General features: G+C 60.2%; 20 protein-coding genes and 1 pseudogene. 11 read left to right on the top strand and 10 right to left on the bottom strand.

Annotated features, from left to right (window positions below):
- A pseudogene (locus tag AC1ECN_RS31835) lies at positions 1–84 on the top strand (DUF1345 domain-containing protein); the annotation flags it as partial.
- 54 nt (positions 85–138) lie between these two features.
- Here AC1ECN_RS31835 and AC1ECN_RS31840 read toward each other — a convergent pair.
- The gene (locus tag AC1ECN_RS31840; protein ID WP_477955193.1) at positions 139–939 is read right to left on the bottom strand and encodes an anti-sigma factor family protein; all 801 of its coding nucleotides are present in this window, start codon (positions 937–939) and stop codon (positions 139–141) included.
- A complete protein-coding gene (locus AC1ECN_RS31845; RefSeq protein ID WP_130662276.1) occupies positions 936–1,691 on the bottom strand; it encodes a sigma-70 family RNA polymerase sigma factor in 756 nt (251 codons plus the stop codon). Before AC1ECN_RS31845 ends, AC1ECN_RS31840 begins: the two co-directional genes overlap by 4 nt.
- A 300-nt stretch (positions 1,692–1,991) precedes the next feature.
- Between AC1ECN_RS31845 and AC1ECN_RS31850 the strand changes: the two genes are divergently transcribed.
- The 8 genes from AC1ECN_RS31850 (at position 1,992) to AC1ECN_RS31885 (ending at position 8,227) form a co-directional block, all read left to right on the top strand.
- Positions 1,992–2,966: an MBL fold metallo-hydrolase gene (locus AC1ECN_RS31850; RefSeq protein ID WP_130662275.1), complete on the top strand. Its 975-nt coding sequence runs from the start codon at positions 1,992–1,994 to the stop codon at positions 2,964–2,966.
- 20 nt (positions 2,967–2,986) lie between these two features.
- Positions 2,987–3,451, top strand: coding sequence for a tetratricopeptide repeat protein (locus AC1ECN_RS31855; RefSeq protein ID WP_477955195.1), 465 nt, complete (start codon positions 2,987–2,989; stop codon positions 3,449–3,451).
- 57 nt (positions 3,452–3,508) lie between these two features.
- Entirely contained in the window at positions 3,509–3,955 is a 447-nt protein-coding gene (locus tag AC1ECN_RS31860) for a DoxX family protein (protein WP_130673126.1), read from the top strand.
- 136 nt (positions 3,956–4,091) lie between these two features.
- A complete protein-coding gene (locus tag AC1ECN_RS31865; protein WP_130673125.1) occupies positions 4,092–4,583 on the top strand; it encodes a hypothetical protein in 492 nt (163 codons plus the stop codon).
- Between the two features lie 194 nt (positions 4,584–4,777).
- A complete protein-coding gene (locus AC1ECN_RS31870; RefSeq protein ID WP_130662272.1) occupies positions 4,778–5,056 on the top strand; it encodes a hypothetical protein in 279 nt (92 codons plus the stop codon).
- Between the two features lie 249 nt (positions 5,057–5,305).
- Entirely contained in the window at positions 5,306–6,028 is a 723-nt protein-coding gene (locus tag AC1ECN_RS31875) for a response regulator (protein WP_197727418.1), read from the top strand.
- Positions 6,025–7,401, top strand: a complete 1,377-nt coding sequence (locus AC1ECN_RS31880; RefSeq protein WP_130662271.1) for a sensor histidine kinase — start codon at positions 6,025–6,027, stop codon at positions 7,399–7,401. Before AC1ECN_RS31875 ends, AC1ECN_RS31880 begins: the two co-directional genes overlap by 4 nt.
- A 166-nt stretch (positions 7,402–7,567) precedes the next feature.
- Positions 7,568–8,227, top strand: coding sequence for a DUF3313 domain-containing protein (locus tag AC1ECN_RS31885; protein ID WP_130662270.1), 660 nt, complete (start codon positions 7,568–7,570; stop codon positions 8,225–8,227).
- 129 nt (positions 8,228–8,356) lie between these two features.
- Here the strand turns inward: AC1ECN_RS31885 and AC1ECN_RS31890 are convergent, their stop codons facing one another.
- A complete protein-coding gene (locus tag AC1ECN_RS31890; RefSeq protein ID WP_024322931.1) occupies positions 8,357–8,530 on the bottom strand; it encodes a DUF1328 domain-containing protein in 174 nt (57 codons plus the stop codon).
- A 179-nt stretch (positions 8,531–8,709) separates the two neighbouring features.
- Here AC1ECN_RS31890 and AC1ECN_RS31895 point away from each other — a divergent pair, with 179 nt between their 5' ends.
- Positions 8,710–9,324: a YjbE family putative metal transport protein gene (locus AC1ECN_RS31895; protein ID WP_024322930.1), complete on the top strand. Its 615-nt coding sequence runs from the start codon at positions 8,710–8,712 to the stop codon at positions 9,322–9,324.
- A gap of 206 nt (positions 9,325–9,530) precedes the next feature.
- On the opposite strand, the gene AC1ECN_RS31900 is transcribed toward AC1ECN_RS31895, so the two are convergent.
- The 6 genes from AC1ECN_RS31900 to AC1ECN_RS31925 form a co-directional block, all read right to left on the bottom strand.
- Positions 9,531–10,958 carry a gamma-aminobutyraldehyde dehydrogenase gene (locus tag AC1ECN_RS31900; RefSeq protein ID WP_477955199.1) on the bottom strand — a complete coding sequence of 476 codons (1,428 nt, stop codon included), beginning with the start codon at positions 10,956–10,958 and terminating at the stop codon, positions 9,531–9,533.
- Between the two features lie 13 nt (positions 10,959–10,971).
- Complete coding sequence (locus tag AC1ECN_RS31905) at positions 10,972–11,784, bottom strand: ABC transporter permease (protein WP_018072710.1); 813 nt, start codon at positions 11,782–11,784, stop codon at positions 10,972–10,974.
- A complete protein-coding gene (locus AC1ECN_RS31910; protein ID WP_130662268.1) occupies positions 11,774–12,739 on the bottom strand; it encodes an ABC transporter permease in 966 nt (321 codons plus the stop codon). The genes AC1ECN_RS31905 and AC1ECN_RS31910 overlap by 11 nt, the downstream gene beginning before the upstream one ends.
- Positions 12,736–13,722, bottom strand: coding sequence for an ABC transporter ATP-binding protein (locus tag AC1ECN_RS31915; RefSeq protein WP_018497506.1), 987 nt, complete (start codon positions 13,720–13,722; stop codon positions 12,736–12,738). The genes AC1ECN_RS31910 and AC1ECN_RS31915 overlap by 4 nt, the downstream gene beginning before the upstream one ends.
- A 219-nt stretch (positions 13,723–13,941) precedes the next feature.
- Entirely contained in the window at positions 13,942–15,102 is a 1,161-nt protein-coding gene (locus tag AC1ECN_RS31920) for an ABC transporter substrate-binding protein (RefSeq protein ID WP_018497507.1), read from the bottom strand.
- Positions 15,103–15,221: 119 nt separating this feature from the next.
- Positions 15,222–16,130 (bottom strand): LysR family transcriptional regulator, encoded by a 909-nt coding sequence (locus AC1ECN_RS31925; RefSeq protein ID WP_018072713.1) that lies wholly within the window; start codon positions 16,128–16,130, stop codon positions 15,222–15,224.
- A 179-nt stretch (positions 16,131–16,309) separates the two neighbouring features.
- Between AC1ECN_RS31925 and AC1ECN_RS31930 the strand changes: the two genes are divergently transcribed.
- Positions 16,310–17,056 (top strand): hypothetical protein, encoded by a 747-nt coding sequence (locus AC1ECN_RS31930; RefSeq protein ID WP_018072714.1) that lies wholly within the window; start codon positions 16,310–16,312, stop codon positions 17,054–17,056.
- Positions 17,057–17,122: 66 nt separating this feature from the next.
- On the opposite strand, the gene lysS is transcribed toward AC1ECN_RS31930, so the two are convergent.
- Complete coding sequence (gene lysS, locus AC1ECN_RS31935; protein WP_024322926.1) at positions 17,123–18,616, bottom strand: lysine--tRNA ligase; 1,494 nt, start codon at positions 18,614–18,616, stop codon at positions 17,123–17,125.
- Positions 18,617–18,643: the final 27 nt, after the last annotated feature.

The raw sequence follows: 18,643 nt of genomic DNA on the forward strand, positions 1-18,643 counted from the left end.
ACGCTGCTGCATGCCGTGCTATCATTCCTCTTCAACACGACGATCCTGGCRCTCGCGATCAATGTCGGGGCGAGCCTGCTTTAGATCATCAAAAAGTGGAGCATGATGTCGTCCGAAAACCGCTCACACTTTTCGGCATCATGCTCTCGCCGCCGCCCTGAAGAAGGACTCGAACTCGCCGAGATCACCTGCGGCAACATCCGAAATCGCCCAGAATACGAGCCCGCCATCCGACCATTGTGTCATGTTGTAGCCGTCATGCACCGTCGTCGTTTGCGTGGCCGATGCTGCAGGCCAGATGAACAGGTTGATGACGTGGCCGTGGCGCCGGTAGACGAGGGCGGCAACGGMGCGATCACCGATATAGTCGACACGCCCGCCGACCAGCGGAAAGCCATCCTTGGTGAGATCGCTGACGGGCGGGGAGAAATCGATCTTGCCGTTGAACCACGGTTTGACCGTATGCTGGTCCGAGGTCAGCACGTCGGTCAGATGATCGGCCATCATCGACCTGACATGGCTGGCCATGATCTGATCCTGCAAAAGCAGGGTCTGCGACGGTACATTGGCGAACAGGAAGGCGCTTGCAGCCAGGACCGCGAGCGAAGGCACGAAGCTCCATTGCCGGATGAAATCCAGGGCACGGCGCCAGATGGGCACCCGGCGCGGCAGCGGCAGGCTGGATGCCGCCGCCGTCTCTTCGAACGACAGCATCGACAGGACTTGCGAACGCAATGCCTCCGGCGGCTGCCACTTGACGCCTTCCTGATCGATAATCTCTCTCACGGCACGGACCCTTTCCATCTCCGCCCTGCAATGCGCGCAGGTGGCAAGATGATCCTCGAATTGCGCCGCATGGACGGAATCGAGTTCGCCATCGACAAAGCCGTGCAGCATGACGCGCCATTCCGGGCAGCCTTTCTGATTGGCCTCACTCATCCTGCCGTCTCGCTCTTGTTGCATGCATCCCAGGCATCGCCAAAATCACGCCGCGCTCTGGCAAGCCGCGACATGACGGTGCCGATCGGCGCATCGATGATCTCGGCGATCTGCCGGTAGGAGAGATCCTCAAGCTCGCGCAAGACAAGAATTTCCCGCATCGCCTCCGGCAGCCGGCTGATAACAGCGCGCACGCGCTGCTGCTCGCTTCGCCGGATCGTTTCTGTCTCCGGCGAATCCTCCTCCGAGGCGATCTGGTACTCACCACCCTCATCAGGGTCAGGGTAGCCGTCATTGCCCAAAGGCTGCTCGAACCGCGCCTTGCGGCGATCCTGCTGGCGCCAGACATGGCAGCAGTTCCTCACGATGGCAAAGAGCCAGGCGCGCGGATCGCCGCCACGATAGGTGTCGAAATTGCGGTAGGCGCGCAGGAACGCTTCCTGAACAATATCCTGTGCGGCATCCGCGTCGCGGCTGAGGAAGCGGGCAAAATTATAGGCCGCGTCAAGATGCGGAACGATCATGTCCTGAAAGCGCTGCATGAACTCGTGCTGCATGGTCGCATCCGCCGTCGAAGCGATCGGATCGCTGCTCGATTTTTCCGAGACCATGAGGTGCAATAGTCGGCCCACGCCACCGAGAAACATCGCTAGCGGTGATGGTCGAATGCGGGTCCCTGACGCGTGCCTGGCCAACAGCAGCATCCAATCGGTCGATCCGACGGGATAGGTGATCTGAGCGTTTGTCATCATCCTCCCTGCCTCAACAGCAGCCGAATTTAGGCGTGAGACCGGCAGGCATGCAATGCGGCCCCTTGCCGTCTAGACCGATCGGCACGCGGTTTTATTCCACGCCGGCGCCGATTTTTCTGCATGCAGCGGGATACTGGCCGCACGCGATAGAAATCACGCTTGTTTTTCAATCACTTGAAGAAATAAAGCCCAAGATCGGGAATAAGCGTTCCCCGCCGGCGATCTAGTTCGTCAGCGAGGACATCTGAGCAATAGCCGTCTTCGCCACCAGAAATGCCATCAACAAGAGGAGGCATAGTCATGTTTACCATGTCACGTCGCGCCGTCCTGGGGTCGGCTGCTGCGGCTGCTGCATTCGGGCTGTCGTCGAAGCTTGAATTCGTCATGCCGGCATTTGCTGCAACACCGTTGGAGCCGGCGGTCGGCTTCTATAAATACAAGGTCGGCGATATCGAGATCACGGCAATCTACGACGGCATCTGGAGAAAGCCGCATGACCCGGCCTTCATCAAGAATGCCTCGATCGAGGATACCAAGGAGGCGCTATCGAAAGCCGGGCTTACCACCGAGTTCATGCCGATCCCGCTGACCGTCGTGGTCCTGAAGCTCGGTAACCGCCTGATCATGATGGATGCCGGCTCGGGCGTCGGCCAGTGGCAGGAAAATGCCACCCATCTGCCGGCGAACATGGCCGCGGCGGGGATCGACTACAAGAAGATCGATACGATCATGATCTCGCATTTCCATCCCGACCATGTCTGGGGACTGATGGAAAAGGGCACCAACAATCCCGTCTTTCCGAATGCCGAGCTCATCGTCAATGCCGACGAATACAATTGGTGGACCGCGCCCGGCCGCGTCGAAAAGCTCGCCGAAGGCCGCAAGCCGGCAGGCAAGCGCATCGCCGGGTTCTTTCCGAAATGGAAGAACTGGAAGCTCGTCGCCGATGGCGCCGAAGTCGCACCCGGCGTGCAGCTTGTCGCCGCGCCCGGCCACACGCCAGGCCATTCGACCTATCTTGTCGCCTCCGGCAGCAAGCAACTGCTCGTCTCGGCCGATATCATGTATGTGCCGGCGCTGCTCGCACCCCATCCTGAATGGCAGGGCAGCTACGACCAGGATGGGCCGACGGCCATCGACACGCGCCGCCGTCTTATCGACCGCATCATTGCCGACAATATCGCGATTTGCGGCTCACATTTCCCATTTCCTGGCTCCGGCACCTTTGTCAAGGACGGAAGCGCCTATGGCTTCACGCCGACAATCCAGGCCTGAAAGGCCGAAAGGAGATCACCATGACGAAATATGCAATTCTCGGATACATCTGGCTTTGCGCTATATCCGMAGGCTTCTCCGCGGTGACGGCGCTTCCCGCCTTTGCCGTCGACAACATGCAATCGACAGACGCTCCCGACCTGACCTCGGTGCGCGCCAAGATCGATGCCAAGGACTATGCTGGTGCGTTGGCAGAGCTTCGCAGTCTTGCCGAAGACAACCAGCAGGCGGATGTCTATAATCTGATGGGATATACGCTGCGCAAGACGGGCGACTACAGAACGTCGCTGACCTACTACACCAAGGCGCTAGAGCTGCAGCCCGATCACAGGGCAGCGCGTGAATATCTCGGCGAACTCTATGTCGAGACAGGCGAGATGGCGAAGGCGGAGGAGCAGGTGTCATCGCTGAAGCAACTTTGTCCGAGCGGCTGCGAGGAACTCGAAGATCTGCAAAAGGTCATCGCGGCCAGGGGCGGCAATTGACGAGCATATGAACGCAAGAGCAGGCGGGAGAGCCGCCTGCTCTTCTCACTGGAGGGTATGATGGAAAGCGCCTCAAGCCGGCCCGGACTGGCCGATCTCATTCTTTTCCTCGGCAGGCTCCTGCTGTCGCTGATCTTCCTGCACGAAGGTTGGTCACTCGCGGCAGATATCACTGCGACCATCGACATTTTCGTGAAACTGGGGCTGTCGGCGCCGGTCGCGCTTGCCACCATTGCCCTTCAGATCGGCGCCGGCCTTTCCGTTGCGACAGGCTTCCTCAGCCGGCTTGGCGCACTGGCACTGGCGCTCTTCTGCCTGGCGACCGCCTTGCTTTTTCACACGAACTTTGCGAGCCAGAACGAGCTGCTGCATTTCGAGAAAGACCTGGCGATTGCCGGCGGCATGTTCGTCCTGGCGGCTTCGGGTGCGGGAGCCATATCGATCGACAGGCTGCTGAGAAAGGCGGCCGGGATGCATCCCTGGCTTAGAGCGGCGTTGTCGTGAATATGCACGGAGGTACCACCACATTCGGATGAACGTTGACGAAGTTTGCGAGCGCTCGCGCGCGCAATAAAATCGAATAAAACCGAACAAACCAAAGCATCGATGCGGGCTACACTTTTGGCGACAAGTCAGGAGTGTGCCAGTGATGTCTTCCGCGCAAAGCAATCAGCAAAAGCCAATTCTCGTCTTTCTCGGCAAAGGCGCTGCCTGCGACATCGTCTCGAAATTGAATGAGAACGGATATGTCGCGACGGCTGTGTCCTCGGTGCCGGAGCTCTTCGACGCCTTGCGTTCGGACCGATATTTTCTGGTCGTAACGATGCGATCGGATATCGATATGGTCCGAAACATCCAGCCGATACCGGTCATCAATCTGGAGGTGTTTTTCCACACGGCCCAATCGACAGCAAAGTCGGTTCGCTCCTCGAAGGAATTCGACAGCGACGCATTTCTGCGAAGGGTCGCGGCCCTCACGGAGCCAAGGACAGGCAGAATTGCTGCAGTCCAAAGAGCCCCGGCTGCAAACGAGACAGTGACTGCAGGCACGGCGAAGGCATCCCGGTGGCGTGCCGCCACATCTCTTCTTTTAAGTCGCCGCGCCACATCAAGCGCGGAGCGGGCTGATTAGACGTGGGCGAATTCTCATCGCCGACGGACCGGTCTTTGCCCGGTTCAGATCCCGACGACCCGGCACTGTCTCTCCGACCGGCCATGCCGCGCCTCGTTCCGGACGGATCCTATGGGCATCTTTCCGCCGGGTTTCGTGGGCTCGAAAGCGTCATTCCGAGACCAGAACTTTTTACGTGGTGCGGGTGCCTTCTCATGTTTCAGTTGCTCGGGGCAGCGTCAGCAAGCGGATACATCATCACGGCATTGTTCCTGCTGGTGGCGGTCGGTCGTCTCGCCAGAAACGTTCTCCACAAGCTCACCGCACGGCTCCCGAAGCGCTCAGCGTTGAAGCATTACACGACGGCGATCGTCTCTCTGGTGTTCTTTTGCCTGCTGGTCGTTCGGATGTGTTTCATCGCGACCGTCATCATCGATAGCGCCATCCAAGGTGACAAGGTGGAAATCAGTGGCGATCCCGAAAGYCAGTTTTGACGGCGGACTCCGGGTCGAAAATCCCGCAACATATCTCAACATTATCGAATATAGCATTGCATTGCACTTGATATCCTAAAGGCGGAGCCGTGTCGGTGCGGGGGCAGGTCGCGTGGTGTCTGATGACCGGGAGATTAATCACCGCGGTTGACAGTGGCGAGGCCGCGTGACCTTGACACGGTGAAACGTGGTAATTTCGCGCCGAGAGGCATCTCCCGGCAATAGAGCGAATGACGAATGGCATATGAAATGGCAGCTCCCAATCAGGCTCATATCCTCATCGTCGAAGACGATCCCGCCATCGCGGATATGCTGGTGGACCTTGTCCGAGGCAGCGGCTTCGAGGCCTCGTCGGTGGAGAGCGGCGCGGCTATGGATCGAATGATGGCGCGACAGCAATTCGATCTCATCGTCCTGGATGCGATGTTGCCGGGCGAGGACGGCTTCAGCATCTGCAGGCGGCTTCGTGCGTCGTGCTCGGTGCCAATCCTGATGCTGACGGCGCTCCAGGAGGATATCGATCGTATTCTCGGCCTGGAACTCGGAGCCGACGACTATGTGACGAAACCATTCAACTCCCGCGAGCTGCTGGCCCGGATCAAGAGTATTCTCCGAAGAGCGTCATATGCGCATCATCAGGAGGAAGCACTTGGACCGATGATGTTCTCAGGATGGCGCATCGATCCAAAAAGCCGTCAACTCCACGACGCGGACGGAGCGCAGGTTTCCATGACAACCGCGGAGTTCGATATCCTGCTGGCGTTCTGCTGCAATCCCAACAAGGTTTTGACGCGCGAACAGCTCTTGTCGATGACACATGCCGGATCGGCGGGCCCGGTCGAGCGCAGCATCGACGCCCACATCAGCCGGGTCAGGCAAAAGATCGAACCAAATCTGAAAGATCCGACGTTCATAAAGACGGTGCGGCTGGGGGGATATCTCTTTGCATCCAAGGTAGAGCGTCTCTCTTGAGAAATTTTCGGCGCGCTTCGATCCAAAGCCAGATCCTCATATTGGCGACCTTCCTTGTCGTGCTCGTTTCCGTGGTGGCGACCGCCATGGAGCCCTATATTTACGGCCGTCATGACCGCGGGTTTCAAAACGGCCTGTTTGCTGCCAGGGCGGCGATGGTCGCGGAGCAATTTGCGCAGGCAAGTTCAGCGCAAGACGAAGTGACCGTTCTCAAGAGAGCAGCGGCACTCGGCGTTGGGGTCGAAAAACTGTCCCTGGACCGGCCGCTTGCCGGCAAACAGCAGATGGTATCTCCAGGCGAGTTGGTGGCACGTACCAACACCATGCTCGCCGACAATATTTTCGCGGCATTTCATCGCTTCGTCATCGGTCAATCGCACCCTGATGTCCTGACTGTCAGAATCGACGACAAGCGCGCCCTCGTCTTTCAACTGCCGGTTTTTCCCAGCCATGTCTGGTTTGTTCCAGCTGCGGCGAGCGGATTTTTGAAGATCGTCATCCCATTGGTGCTGCTCGCATATTTCAGCAGCCGGCTCATCACCGAACCTCTAAGGCACTTTGCCGCCGCTGCGAAGCGAGCGAGCATGGAGGGCAGCTGGGAAAAGCCTTTCGAACCTGATGGCGCATCCGAGATTCGAAGTCTGGCGGAATCGCTGAACGTCATGAGCGATCGAATCCAGAGCATGGCAGAGGATCGAACAAGAATGCTGAGTGGCGTGGGTCATGATCTCAGGACACCTCTGACGAGATTGCGGATGCGTGCCGAGCGTTCCGGCGAGCCCGAGCTTCGCAGCCTGATGCTGGCCGATATAGCCACCTTGAGTTTCATGATCGACGAGTGCCTGGCCTATTTCAAAGACGCATCCACTGCGGAGACTGATCGAAAGGTCGATATCTCAAGCCTGTTGCAGACGATTGCGACAGACTTCTCCGACATGGGCGTCGATGTGAGCTTCACCGGTCCGCGGCGGCTGGCGTTTATCTGCAAACCTCAGGCCCTTACTCGGGCAATTACCAATCTGGTCGACAATGCGTCTCGTTATGCAAAGCAAGTCGAAATCGATCTGCAAGAGAGCGACGATGGCGGGATCAAAATATCGGTGGGCGACAACGGCCCTGGTTTGACCGATGAGGCCAAGGCGAAAGTTCTGGAGCCGTTCTTCAAAGTGGATAAATCCCGCCAGATCGGTGCCAAAGGCGGTTCCGGGCTTGGGCTCGGCCTTCCGATCGCCAAAGGAATTGTTACCAAAGCGCACAATGGACAATTGACGTTGTTGGACAGGAAGCCAACCGGCCTGGTCGTCGTGATCGATCTTCCCGCTCCTCAGTGGATCCAGCCCGGGGGCTCGCCGTCGATCCCTTCATCACATTGACTTACTGCCCGTCGTGGCGTCGTCACGCATCGCGCTGTCTTCGCGGCAAAAGGCGGCTCGCGAACATTTCCGCATATCATAGCAAACACAGCAACATTCGAATTCCATAAAACCGGTGCCAGCAGATCCCATGCCATTCGGCATTTCCAAAGCTGGAGCCAAGTCCTTGATAAAAAATCTGAAAATCGGCGTTGCAGTGATGCTTGCCTGTTCGAGCGTTGCCGCATGCACGACCCCTGACCCCACGGTTTATTCGGGACTTGCTTCGGCATCACAGCTCCAGCCGAACACTGAGGATAAAACCGGCCGCGTGCCGTATCGCTATCAGACGAAAGTCAACTGGAGCCAGTACAACCGGATCATCGTCGATCCCGCAACCGTCTATAACGGTCCTGACAGTCAGTTTGGCAAGCTTCCGGAAAAAGACAGGATCTTCCTGGCCAATTACATGCAGACTCAATTCACCGAAAAATTGAAGACGCGCTTTGCGGTCGTCAGCGCTGTCGCTCCGGCAACTCTCAGATTGCATCTGACGCTGACGGGGGCGAAGGCGACGACTGCGGTACTCGGAACGGTCACGCGCATCGACGTCGCAGGCGGATTGTACAATACCGTCCAGGCCGCTCGCGGCCGAGAAGGTTCGATGACCGGTTCGGTGAATTATGCCGTGGAGATCTATGATGCAGCAAGCAATCGTCTCCTGTCGTCCTATGTCACCAAGCAATATCCCAATGCGATGAATATCGGCGCAAGCTTCACGGCGATGGACGCCTCCATGGTGGGCGTTCGCAAAGGTGCCGATGCTCTCCTTGCCGAGTTGAAATAGGCGATAGGAGCAAAAGACCTAGCCATGTTCCATGTACGGCCGAACTGGCCGAGACGTTCGACAACAGAGAGGAAGGGCCGCATGCAGAAGTGATGCGGCCTCGATGTCTTCAAGCGGCCCTGCAACCGCTCATAGGATTGCTTGGCCGGCCATCAGTGCAAGGACAAGGAAGATCAGGAAGATCACCAGCGCGATGCCAAAGAGAACGCGGGCGATTGTCGCGGTGGCGGCGGAGACGCCCGAGAAACCGAAGAAGCCGGCGATGATCGAGACCACGAAAAATATCAGAGCCCATTTCAGCATGATATCATCCTTTGCGTTTGCCTGGGAAAGACGCAGCAACCGGGAAAATGTTCCAGATCGTTTGAATGGAATGGCGATCTCTTTGGAGAAACGCGGGGGAGAAATGCGGTCTTTCCAAAGACCGTACGATCTGTTTCAAGGAACGATCGATTTGCCCCGTCGATGAAAGCTCCGTCATCATGCCAGCTTTTCTGGACCAGCATACAATCTCCGCTTATTTCGAAGTCATCATGATCAATCTCCTGCTGTCGGGAGACAATGTCATCGTCATCGGCATGGCCGCGGCCGGCCTCGTCAGCGAGCTGCGCGGCAAGGCGATCGCCGTCGGCATTGCAGCGGCGGCCGTCATCCGCATCATCTTCGCCGTCATCGCCGCCAGGCTTCTTGTCATCACCGGCATCACGCTTGCCGGCGGCCTGATGCTGCTGTGGATCTGCTGGACAATGGCCCGCGAGCTGCTCTCGGCCGACGAGGAGCAAGCGCACGACGTCTCCCACATCAAGCCGAAGCTCTTCCGGCAGGCGATCGGCCAGATCATCTTCGCCGACGTCTCGATGTCGCTCGACAATGTGCTCGCCGTCGCCGGCGCTGCGAAAGAGAACATCAACGCGCTGATCTTCGGCCTCATCCTTTCGGTGCTGCTGATGGGCGTCGCGTCGAATTTCGTCGCCAGGCTGCTCAATCGCTTCAGGTGGATCGGCTGGATCGGCCTTGCGATCATCGTCTATGTCGCGCTCGACATGATCTGGAGCGGCGGCGGACAATTGCTGGCGCTTTACGGCCACGCGGCCTGAGATAATCCCGCCGGCGTCTCAGCGGCTGGGCGCGAATGACGAGAGGGGCCTTGCCGGCGCGTGAGACGAGCACCGGCGTCGACACGGCGGGACTGACAAAGGCGTCACCGCCGAGAACCGCCTTCGCGGTCGATGATGCGGATGTCGCCGTCGAGCAGTCGGTCGCCCCGAGGCGCGCTTCATATCCACGGGATATCTTTCGCCGGTCAGCCGTGATTGATCATCACGTGGCGTACGGCGGTGTAGTCTTCCAGCGCGTAGACCGACATGTCCTTGCCGTAGCCCGACTGTTTGAGGCCGCCATGCGGCATCTCGTTGACCAGCATGAAATGCGTGTTGATCCAGGTGCAGCCATATTGCAGGCGGGCGGCAGTCTTCATGCCGCGGCCGATATCCTTGGTCCAGACGGAGGAGGCCAGGCCGTAGTCGCTGTCGTTTGCCCAGGCAACGGCGTCGTCGGCATCGGAAAAGCGGGTGACCGAGACGACCGGGCCGAAGACCTCGCGCCGGACGATCTCGTCGTCCTGCAGGGCGCCTGATATGACCGTCGGCGTGAAGAAGAAACCCTTGTCGCCGGAAACCTTGCCGCCGGCGGTGATCTCCATGTGCTTGTGTTCGGAAGCGCGGGCGACGAAGCTTTCGACGCGGTCGCGCTGGCGCTTGGAGATCAGCGGGCCGATCTCGTTTTCGGTATCGTCGGCCTGGTTGAAGCGGATGCTCGAGACGGCCGAGGAGAGGTCGGCGACGAAATTGTCGTAGACCTTGGCATCTGCATAGACGCGGCAGGCGGCGGTGCAGTCCTGGCCGGCATTGTAATAGCCGAAAGTGCGGATGCCTGCGACGACGGCATCGATATCGGCATCGTCGAAGATGATGACCGGGGCCTTGCCGCCGAGTTCCAGATGCGTGCGCTTGACTGTCTTGGCGGCGGCCTGCAGCACCTTCTTGCCGGTTGCGACATCGCCGGTGATCGAGATCATGCCGATCTTGGGATGGTTGATCAGCGCGTTGCCGACGCTTTCGCCGCGGCMGAGGATGACGTTGACGACGCCCTCGGGAAGGATTCCCGAGAGCAGCTTCGCCATTTTCAGCGCCGTCAGCGGCGTCTGCTCTGAGGGCTTGAAGACGACGGTGTTGCCGCCAGCGATCGCCGGCGCCAGCTTCCAGGCCATCATCATCAGCGGATAGTTCCACGGCGCGATCGAGCCGACGATGCCGATTGGATCGCGACGGATCATTGAGGTGTGGCCGGGCAGGTATTCGCCGGCCGCCGGTGCGTGCAGGTTGCGCACGGCCCCCGCAAAAAAGCGATAACAATCGACGATCGCCGGGATTTCGTCGTTCAGCACCGCATTGATCGGCTTGCCGCAGTTCAGCGCCTCTAGTGCGGCAAAGCCGGCGGCATCCTTCTCGATCGCGTCGGCGATCTTCAACAGGTAGCCGGAGCGCTCGCCGGGCGTCGTCTGCGACCAGCTCGTGAAGGCCTTTTCGGCGGCGTCGACTGCGGCGTCGACCTGGGAAAGCGACGCTTCGGCAAGGTCCAGCACCGTCTCGCCCGTCTTGGGGTTCAGGACGTGCTCTTCCGTTTCCGTGCCTTTTTCAAAGCGGGAACCGATCAGCATTTGGATATCCATGATGTTCTCCCTGTTATTTGCCGGCGCCGGCGATCTGGTCGCCGTCGCGGGTGAGGTAATAGGCTGCCAGGATCGGCAGGAAGGTAACGAGCACGACGACCATGGCGACCACATTGGTGACCGGGCGTTGGCGCGGGCGGATGAGTTCTTCGAGCATCCAGATCGGCAAGGTCGATTGCTGGCCGCCGGTGAAGGTGGTGACGATGACCTCGTCGAAGGACAGCGCGAAGGCGAGCATGCCGCCAGCGAGCAGGGCAGTGCCGATATTCGGCAGGATGACATGGCGGAAGGTCTGGAAGCCGTCGGCGCCGAGATCCATCGAGGCCTCGATCAGCGAGCCTGATGTGCGGCGGAAGCGGGCGACCGCATTGTTGTAGACGACCACGACGCAGAAGGTGGCGTGACCGAGCACGATGGTCCAGACCGAAAACGGGATATCGAACAGGCTGAAGGCGGAGCGCAGCGCAATGCCGGTGATGATGCCGGGAAGCGCAATCGGCAGGATGACGAGCAGCGAGATCGCCTCGCGGCCGAAGAATTTCGTCTGGCTGACGGCTGCCGCACAGAGCGTGCCGAGCACCAGCGCGATCGCCGTGGCGATGACGGCGACCTGCACGGAAAGCCCAAGCGCCGACCAGACATCCGGCCGGTTCCAGGCAACGGCGAACCATTGCAGCGTCAGGCCAGGCGGCGGCCACTGATAGCTCTTCTCCTCCGTCGTGAAGGCGTAGACGAAGATCAGCAGGATCGGCAGGTGCAGGAAGAGCAGCCCGCCGGCGGCTGCGATCTTCAGGGGAAGCGGCGATGTCTTGAGGTCAGAGCGCATCGAAGGCCCCCTGTTTCTTCGCGAGCCAGAGATAGAGCGCCATGATGACGATCGGCACGACGGAAAAGGCGGCCGCCAGCGGCACGTTGCCGGCCGTTCCCTGCTGGGTATAGACCGCCTGGCCGATGAAGAGCCGGGACGAGCCGATGATCTGCGGGATGATATAATCGCCCAATGTCAGCGAGAAGGTGAAGATCGAACCGGCAACGATGCCGGGCAATGCCAACGGCAGCAGCACGGTGCGGAAAGTCTGACGCGGCGTGGCGCCGAGATCCGACGAGGCCTCTATCAGGTTGCCGGGCACACGCTCGAGGGCTGCCTGTGTCGGCAGGATCATATAAGGCAACCAGATATAGACGAAGACGATGAAGGTGCCGAGGTAGCTCACCGAGAGCGAATTGCCGCCGATAACAGGCAGGTTCAGGATGCCGTCCAGCAGCCAGGAGAGATGCAGCTTCTCGAAGATCCAGGTGAGGATGCCTTCCTTGGCGAGGATCAGCTTCCAGGCGTAGATCTTGACGAGATAGCTCGACCAGAGCGGCAGCATGATGCCGAGATAGAATAGCGCCTTCCATTTGCCTTGCGCATAACGCGCTGTGTAGTAGGCGATCGGGAAGGCGATCAAGGCGGAAGCGATGGTCACCAGCGCTGCCATGACGAAAGTGCGGGTGATGATGTCGAAATTCGTCGGGTTTAGAAGCTGCGCATAGGTCGAAAGGGTGAATTCGTAATTCACCAGGCCTGAGAAATCGTCGATCGAAAAGAAACTCTGCAGAAGCAGGGCGAGCAGCGAACCGATATAGATGATGCCGAGCCAGAGCAGCGGCGGTGTCAGCATCAGGAAGAGCAGCAGTTTCGGGTGCCGCCAGAAGGCATCGGACAGCCGGCCGAAGAGGCCGCCGCGCCCCGGAAGAATCGATGTCGCCTCATTGGTGGTGATGAAGATCGCCGTCATGCCGCGTCATCCATGTAGTGGATATCGCCGGGCTGCCAGGCAAGGCGTATGCCGGCGCCGACGACAGGCACATCTGCGCCCGCCGGCAGCATCACATGCAGCCGCGCCCCCCGGAGGCCAACGGTGAGGCGCGTGGCTGCGCCGAGGAAGCTCGCATTGTCGACCTGCGCCTCGACGCCGTCGCCTGCCAGCCGGATTGCTTCGGGACGAAGGCTTGCCCAGCGTCTTTCGCCGCCGAGTGAGGCCATCAGATCAGGCGCGATGACGTTCGACGAGCCGACGAAATCGGCGACGAAGCGGTTTTTCGGGCGGCGGTAGATATCCTGCGGCGTGCCCTCCTGGACGATGTTGCCGTCGTTGAAGACGGCGACGCGGTCGGCCATGGACAGCGCCTCGCCCTGATCGTGGGTGACGAAGACGAAGGTGATGCCGAGCGCGCGCTGCAGGCTCTTCAACTCTTCTTGCATCTGTTCGCGCAGTTTCAAGTCCAGGGCGCCGAGCGGCTCGTCGAGCAGCAGCACCTTAGGCTTGTTGACGAGCGCGCGGGCGAGCGCCACGCGCTGGCGCTGGCCGCCGGACAACTGGCCGGGGCGGCGGGCGCCATAGCCCGGCAGCTTGACGAGCTCAAGGGCGTCGCCCGCAGCCTTCATCCGTTCCGCTTTGCCGATGCCCTTGACCATCAGCCCGTAGGCGACATTGTCGAGGATGTTCAGATGCGGGAAGAGCGCGTAGTCCTGGAATACAGTGTTGACATTGCGGCGATAGGGCGGGACGCCCTCGGCCGTCTCGCCGAAGATCTGGATATGGCCCGATGTCGGCTGTTCGAAGCCGGCTATCAATCGCAGGCACGTCGTCTTGCCTGAGCCGGAGGGGCCAAGCATCGCGAAGAACTCGCCCGGCGCGATCTCGAGATCGACGCCGTCGACGGCGCGAACCTGGCCGAAATGGCGCGATACCTGCTGGAAACGGACGGCTGACGTCATTGGGGGCTCCGGCTTCTTTGCTTTTAGAGAGGCTGCGGTCTTGGTTCATATGATGACCCCGCCCCAAACCCCTCCCCACGAGGGGGAGGGGCTTAATCTGCCGTACCCCTTTCGCAAATACCTTGGCGTTTCGGCAGGAATTCGGGGGTGCCACTCGGAGCCCTCCCCCTTGTGGGGAGAGGTCTCACGCTACAACGGTCATCTCAGTGAGGACGTAAATTACCGCCCGCCGATCACGCCGATATAATCCGACACCCAACGATGGTACGGCACGCATTCGCTCTGCGTGGCGCATTTGGCGACCGGGGTCTTCCAGAACTTGATCTTGTCGAAGTGATCGAAGCCGTTGGTGGCGCAGCCGGCATCGCCCATCAGTTCGTTGCCCTTGCAGGCGGCGGGAACGGAGGGAACGGCGCCGAACCAAGCGGCGGCGTCACCCTGGACCTTGGCCTTCAGCGAATGTTCCATCCACATATAGGCGCAGTTCGGATGCTCGCTGTCGGCGTGCAGCATGGTGGTATCGGCCCAGCCGGTCACGCCTTCATCCGGGAAGGCGGAGGCGATCTTCTGCTTGTCGGCCTGCAGCAGGTTCACCTGGAAGGGCCAGGAGCCGGAAGCGACAACGCCTTCGTTCTTGAAATCGTCGATCTGGATCATCGCGTCGTGCCAGTAGCGGGAGACGAGCTTGCGCTGGCCGCGCAAGAGGTCGAGGGCGGCCTTGTACTGGTCCTCGTTCAGCTCGTAGGGGTCCTTGATGCCGAGATCCGGCTTATGGGCCATCAGATACATTGCGGCGTCGGCAATGTAGATCGCGCCGTCATAGGCCTGGACGCGGCCTTTATTGGACTTGCCGTCGGGCAGCGTCTGCTCTTCGAAGACGACATTCCAGCTCGTCGGCGCCTTGTCCTTGAAGGCGTCGGTATTGTACATCAGCACGTTCGGCCCCCAGAGATAGGGMACGCCGTAATGCACGCCGCCGACCGTGTACCACGGGCCGTTCTGCAGGCGCTCGTCGACGGTCTTGAAGCTCGGGATCAGGTCGGTGTTGATCGGCTGGACACGTTTGCCGGCGATGAGGCGGAGCGAGGCGTCGCCCGATGCGGTGACGAGATCGAAGCCGCCCTCGTTCATCAGCGATACCATTTCATCGGAGGTGGCGGCGGTCTTGACGGAGACCTTGCAGCCGGTCTCCTTTTCGAAATCGGTGACCCAGTCGTAATTCTTGTCGGTTTCGCCGCGCTCGATATAGCCGGCCCAGGCCACGATGCTGACCGCACCTTCGCCCTTGCCGAGCGCCTTGAGCGGTTCTGCGGCGATCACCTGCGTGGCGAAGCTCAAGCAGGCGAGTGCTGCCGTGCAGGATTTCAAGAGATTCGTCATCATCCGTCTCCCGGTTTGGTGCCACTTCTGTGGCGTTTTGTTCCCGGTTGAAAAGGTGACGTGAAAAGTTCGCTTTCGCAAATTCATTTATCAGAAAGGCGATATCGGAAATTCCGATATCAGCGGATGCGACCGGAGCGCATGCTTTCGGCGATGCCGACAAAATCGCGTGCCGCCTGCGGCAGGCTGGAGCCCTTGCGCCAGACCATGCCGACCTGGACGACCGGCAGCGAGCCCGAGACATCGCGGCTTTCGATGCGGTCGCCTTCCAGCGACCACGGGCGATAGACGAGATCGGGAAGCAGCGCCACGCCGGCGCCTGTTGCAACCAGGCTGCGCACCGCCTCCACCGAGCGGGTGCGGAAGGCGACATGCGGGCGGGCGCCGAGTGCTGAGAGCAGTTTGCCGGTGTTTTCCTCGATTTCGTCGACCGTCAGCATGATCAGCGGTTCGCGGGCGATGTCGGCGACCGAGATGATGTCGGCCGAGACCAGCGGGTGGCCCATCGGCAGCCATAGTCGATAGGGCGAGGTTTCGAGGATTTCCGCCTGCAGCGCCATGCGGTCGCGCAGGTTGGAGATCACCATGACGGCGACATCCAATTCGCCGCCGACCAGCAGATGTTCGAGATAACCGCCATTGTCCTCGATGGCGCTGACCTCGATGCCCGGGCAGGCGCGGCGGTATCGCGCCAAGAGATCGGAGAGGACGTAGCCGGCGACGAGCGAAGTGACGCCGATGTTCAGCGTTCCGGAGAGGGCGCTTTGCTGGCCGGAAAAGCTGGTCCGTGCATCGGAGACGGAGGCCAGGATCTTCGTCGCGTGGCGCAGGAACTGGTGGCCGTTATGGGTGATCGTCAGGCCGCGCGGATGACGCTCGAAGAGCTCGACGCCGAGGTCGGTTTCGAGCTCCTTCAGTGCTTCCGTCACCGAGGATTGCGAGATCGAAAGGTTCTGTGCGGCTCGCGTCACCGAACCCTGTTCGGCGACGGCGACGAAATATTGAACCTGGCGAAGCGTGAAGGCCATGGGCGGTTAGAGCATGGCGGAACAGGCCGTGGCAAGCGGCCGGAAAAAGCGGACCTTTTTTGGTGTTTTCCCAAAATGGGTCAGGCTTCGCATKCCCACTTAAACTTTCGGAAACGTCATTTCCTTAGCGTTCTCAGCACTTGTCCTGCGTTGGAGTTTCAGATGGCGGAGCAGTTGGCGTGAAGGCCTTACTGCGCATATTCCGGCCTTCCCGGAAATTGGCAATCATCATCGGTGGAGTCGCTCTTCTCATGGGCGTTTCCGGCGGTGCGGCGGTCTATGTCGGCAAGGACAGGCTGATCGGTGCAACTGGTGGTGGCTACGGGCTCGAATGCAGCGACGTCAACCTGGTGACGATCCGGAAGCAGGACCACGTCTGGGTGCGGAAATACATCAAGACCGAACCGACCGATGGGATGACGCGCGTCAAGACCGCGCTTCGGGTCGCCCAGGCCGTTTATGCCGCGCAGAAGCCGGATCTGGTCCAGGTGGTGGTGCTCGACGAGAACGGCCCGACGTTGCGTGCCGACATTCGCGGCCGCGCGATCGGCGCCGACGTCGTCTATATCCCGCATCCCGACAAGACCGTTCCCGGCCTCGACGATAAGTCCTATACAGCGCGCTACTACGACGGCAAGGCCAGCGAAAACGGACTGTTCTTTGGCGAACGGATAGAGATGCCGTTTGACGAGATCGCCATGATCAGCGCCGCCTTCAAGGATCCCGAGGATTGCGTGGACCCGGTCGCGGTTGGTTCGACGAAGAACGGGGAAAAGGGCAAGGAAAAGAAGGCCGCAGGTGGCGGACATGGCGCAGTACCGCCGGCCGAAAGCGAAGCCGCGCCTGCTGCCGAGGGCCGCGGCGCCGATGTGGTGGCCGAGGCGCCGGCGGAAGAGCCGCCGGCAGAAGCCGCCAAATCTCACTGAACGACCGGCATAAAAAGGCGGAGTGCCGGCCCGGTACTCCGCCTCATTCTTTTACGTCTGTTCCTGTCAGTCGGCCTTGCTGCGGCGGGCCGGAAAGAGGATGACGTCGCGGATCGACGGCGCATTGGTCAGAAGCATGATGAGGCGGTCGACGCCGATGCCAAGGCCACCTGCCGGCGGCATGCCCTGGTCGATGGCGTCGAGGAATTCCTCGTCCAGCTGTTTTTCCTTTTCGCCGCGGGCATGCGCCTGTTCGAGCTGCTCGACCATGCGGCGACGCTGCTCCTCGGGATCGTTCAGCTCCGAGAAGGCGTTGCCGAGTTCCCAGGCGTTGCAATAGGTCTCGAAACGCTCGACCAGGCGCGGCTCGCCCGGCACTTCCTTGGCGAAGGGCGAAATGTCCTTCGGGAAATGCGTGACATGCGACGGCTGGATCAGCGTGGATTCGACCTTTTCCTCGAAGATGAAGGCGAGGCATTCGCCCCAGGTCCAATCCTTCTCGACCGCAAAGCCGGCAGCCTTGGCGGCGGCACGCGCCTCTTCATCGGTCTTGATGGCGAGGAAGTCGATGCCGGTCGCTTCCTTGACGGCATCGGGCATCGGAACGCGCTTGAACGGACCCTTGAAGGACATGGTCTTGTCGCCGAAGGGGAATTCCGTCGCACCGTGAATGGAGAGCGCCAAGCTCTCGAACAGCCGCTCGACGAGGTCCATGATGTCCTCGTAATCGGCATAGGCCCAGTAACACTCCATCATGGTGAATTCGGGATTGTGCCGGGTGGAGACGCCTTCGTTGCGGAAGTTCCGGTTGATCTCGAAGACCTTGTCGGTCAGCCCCGAGACCAGCGTGCGCTTGAGGAACAGTTCCGGCGCGATGCGCAGGTACATGTCGAGCTTCAGCGTGTTGTGATGCGTCTTGAACGGCTCGGCGGTGGCGCCGCCATAGACCGAATGCAGCATCGGCGTCTCGACTTCCATGAAGCCGTCATTTTCCATGAAGCGGCGGATGCCGGAGAGGATCTTCGAGCGCTGCTGGAAGCGGAGCTTCGAATCCTCGTTGGTCATGATGTCGAGATGGCGCTTGCGATAGCGCAACTCGATGTCGGAGAGGCCGTGCCACTTTTCCGGCATCGGCAGCAGCGACTTCGTCAGCATGGTGATCGTCTGTGCGTTGATCGTCAGCTCGCCGCGCTTGGTGCGGCGCACGATACCGGTGACGCCGATGATGTCGCCGATGTCGATCATCGGCAGCAGGGCGCGAGCTTCTTCCGGGGTCGTGTCCTTGTGACTGAAAATCTGGATCTTACCGCCGGCATCGTGGATGTCCATGAACATGCCGGAGTTGCGCGACGAGTATACGCGGCCGGCGACGGTGACGACATCCTGCGTCTCGACGTCAGGTTCCAGGTTCTCATATTTCGCGATGAGCTCGGCATTGGTCATCGTGCGGTGGAAATGCGCCGGATAGACCTCGCCGATCTGCTCGCGCAGCAGCTTCAGCTTCTGGGCGCGCACTTCCGTCGCGTCGGAGGAAAGGGTGTTTTCAGTCTTGTCGTTCATGTCTTTTGCCTCATCGATGCGGCATGA

The organism is Rhizobium sp. 01N447_2, from assembly GCF_056399245.1.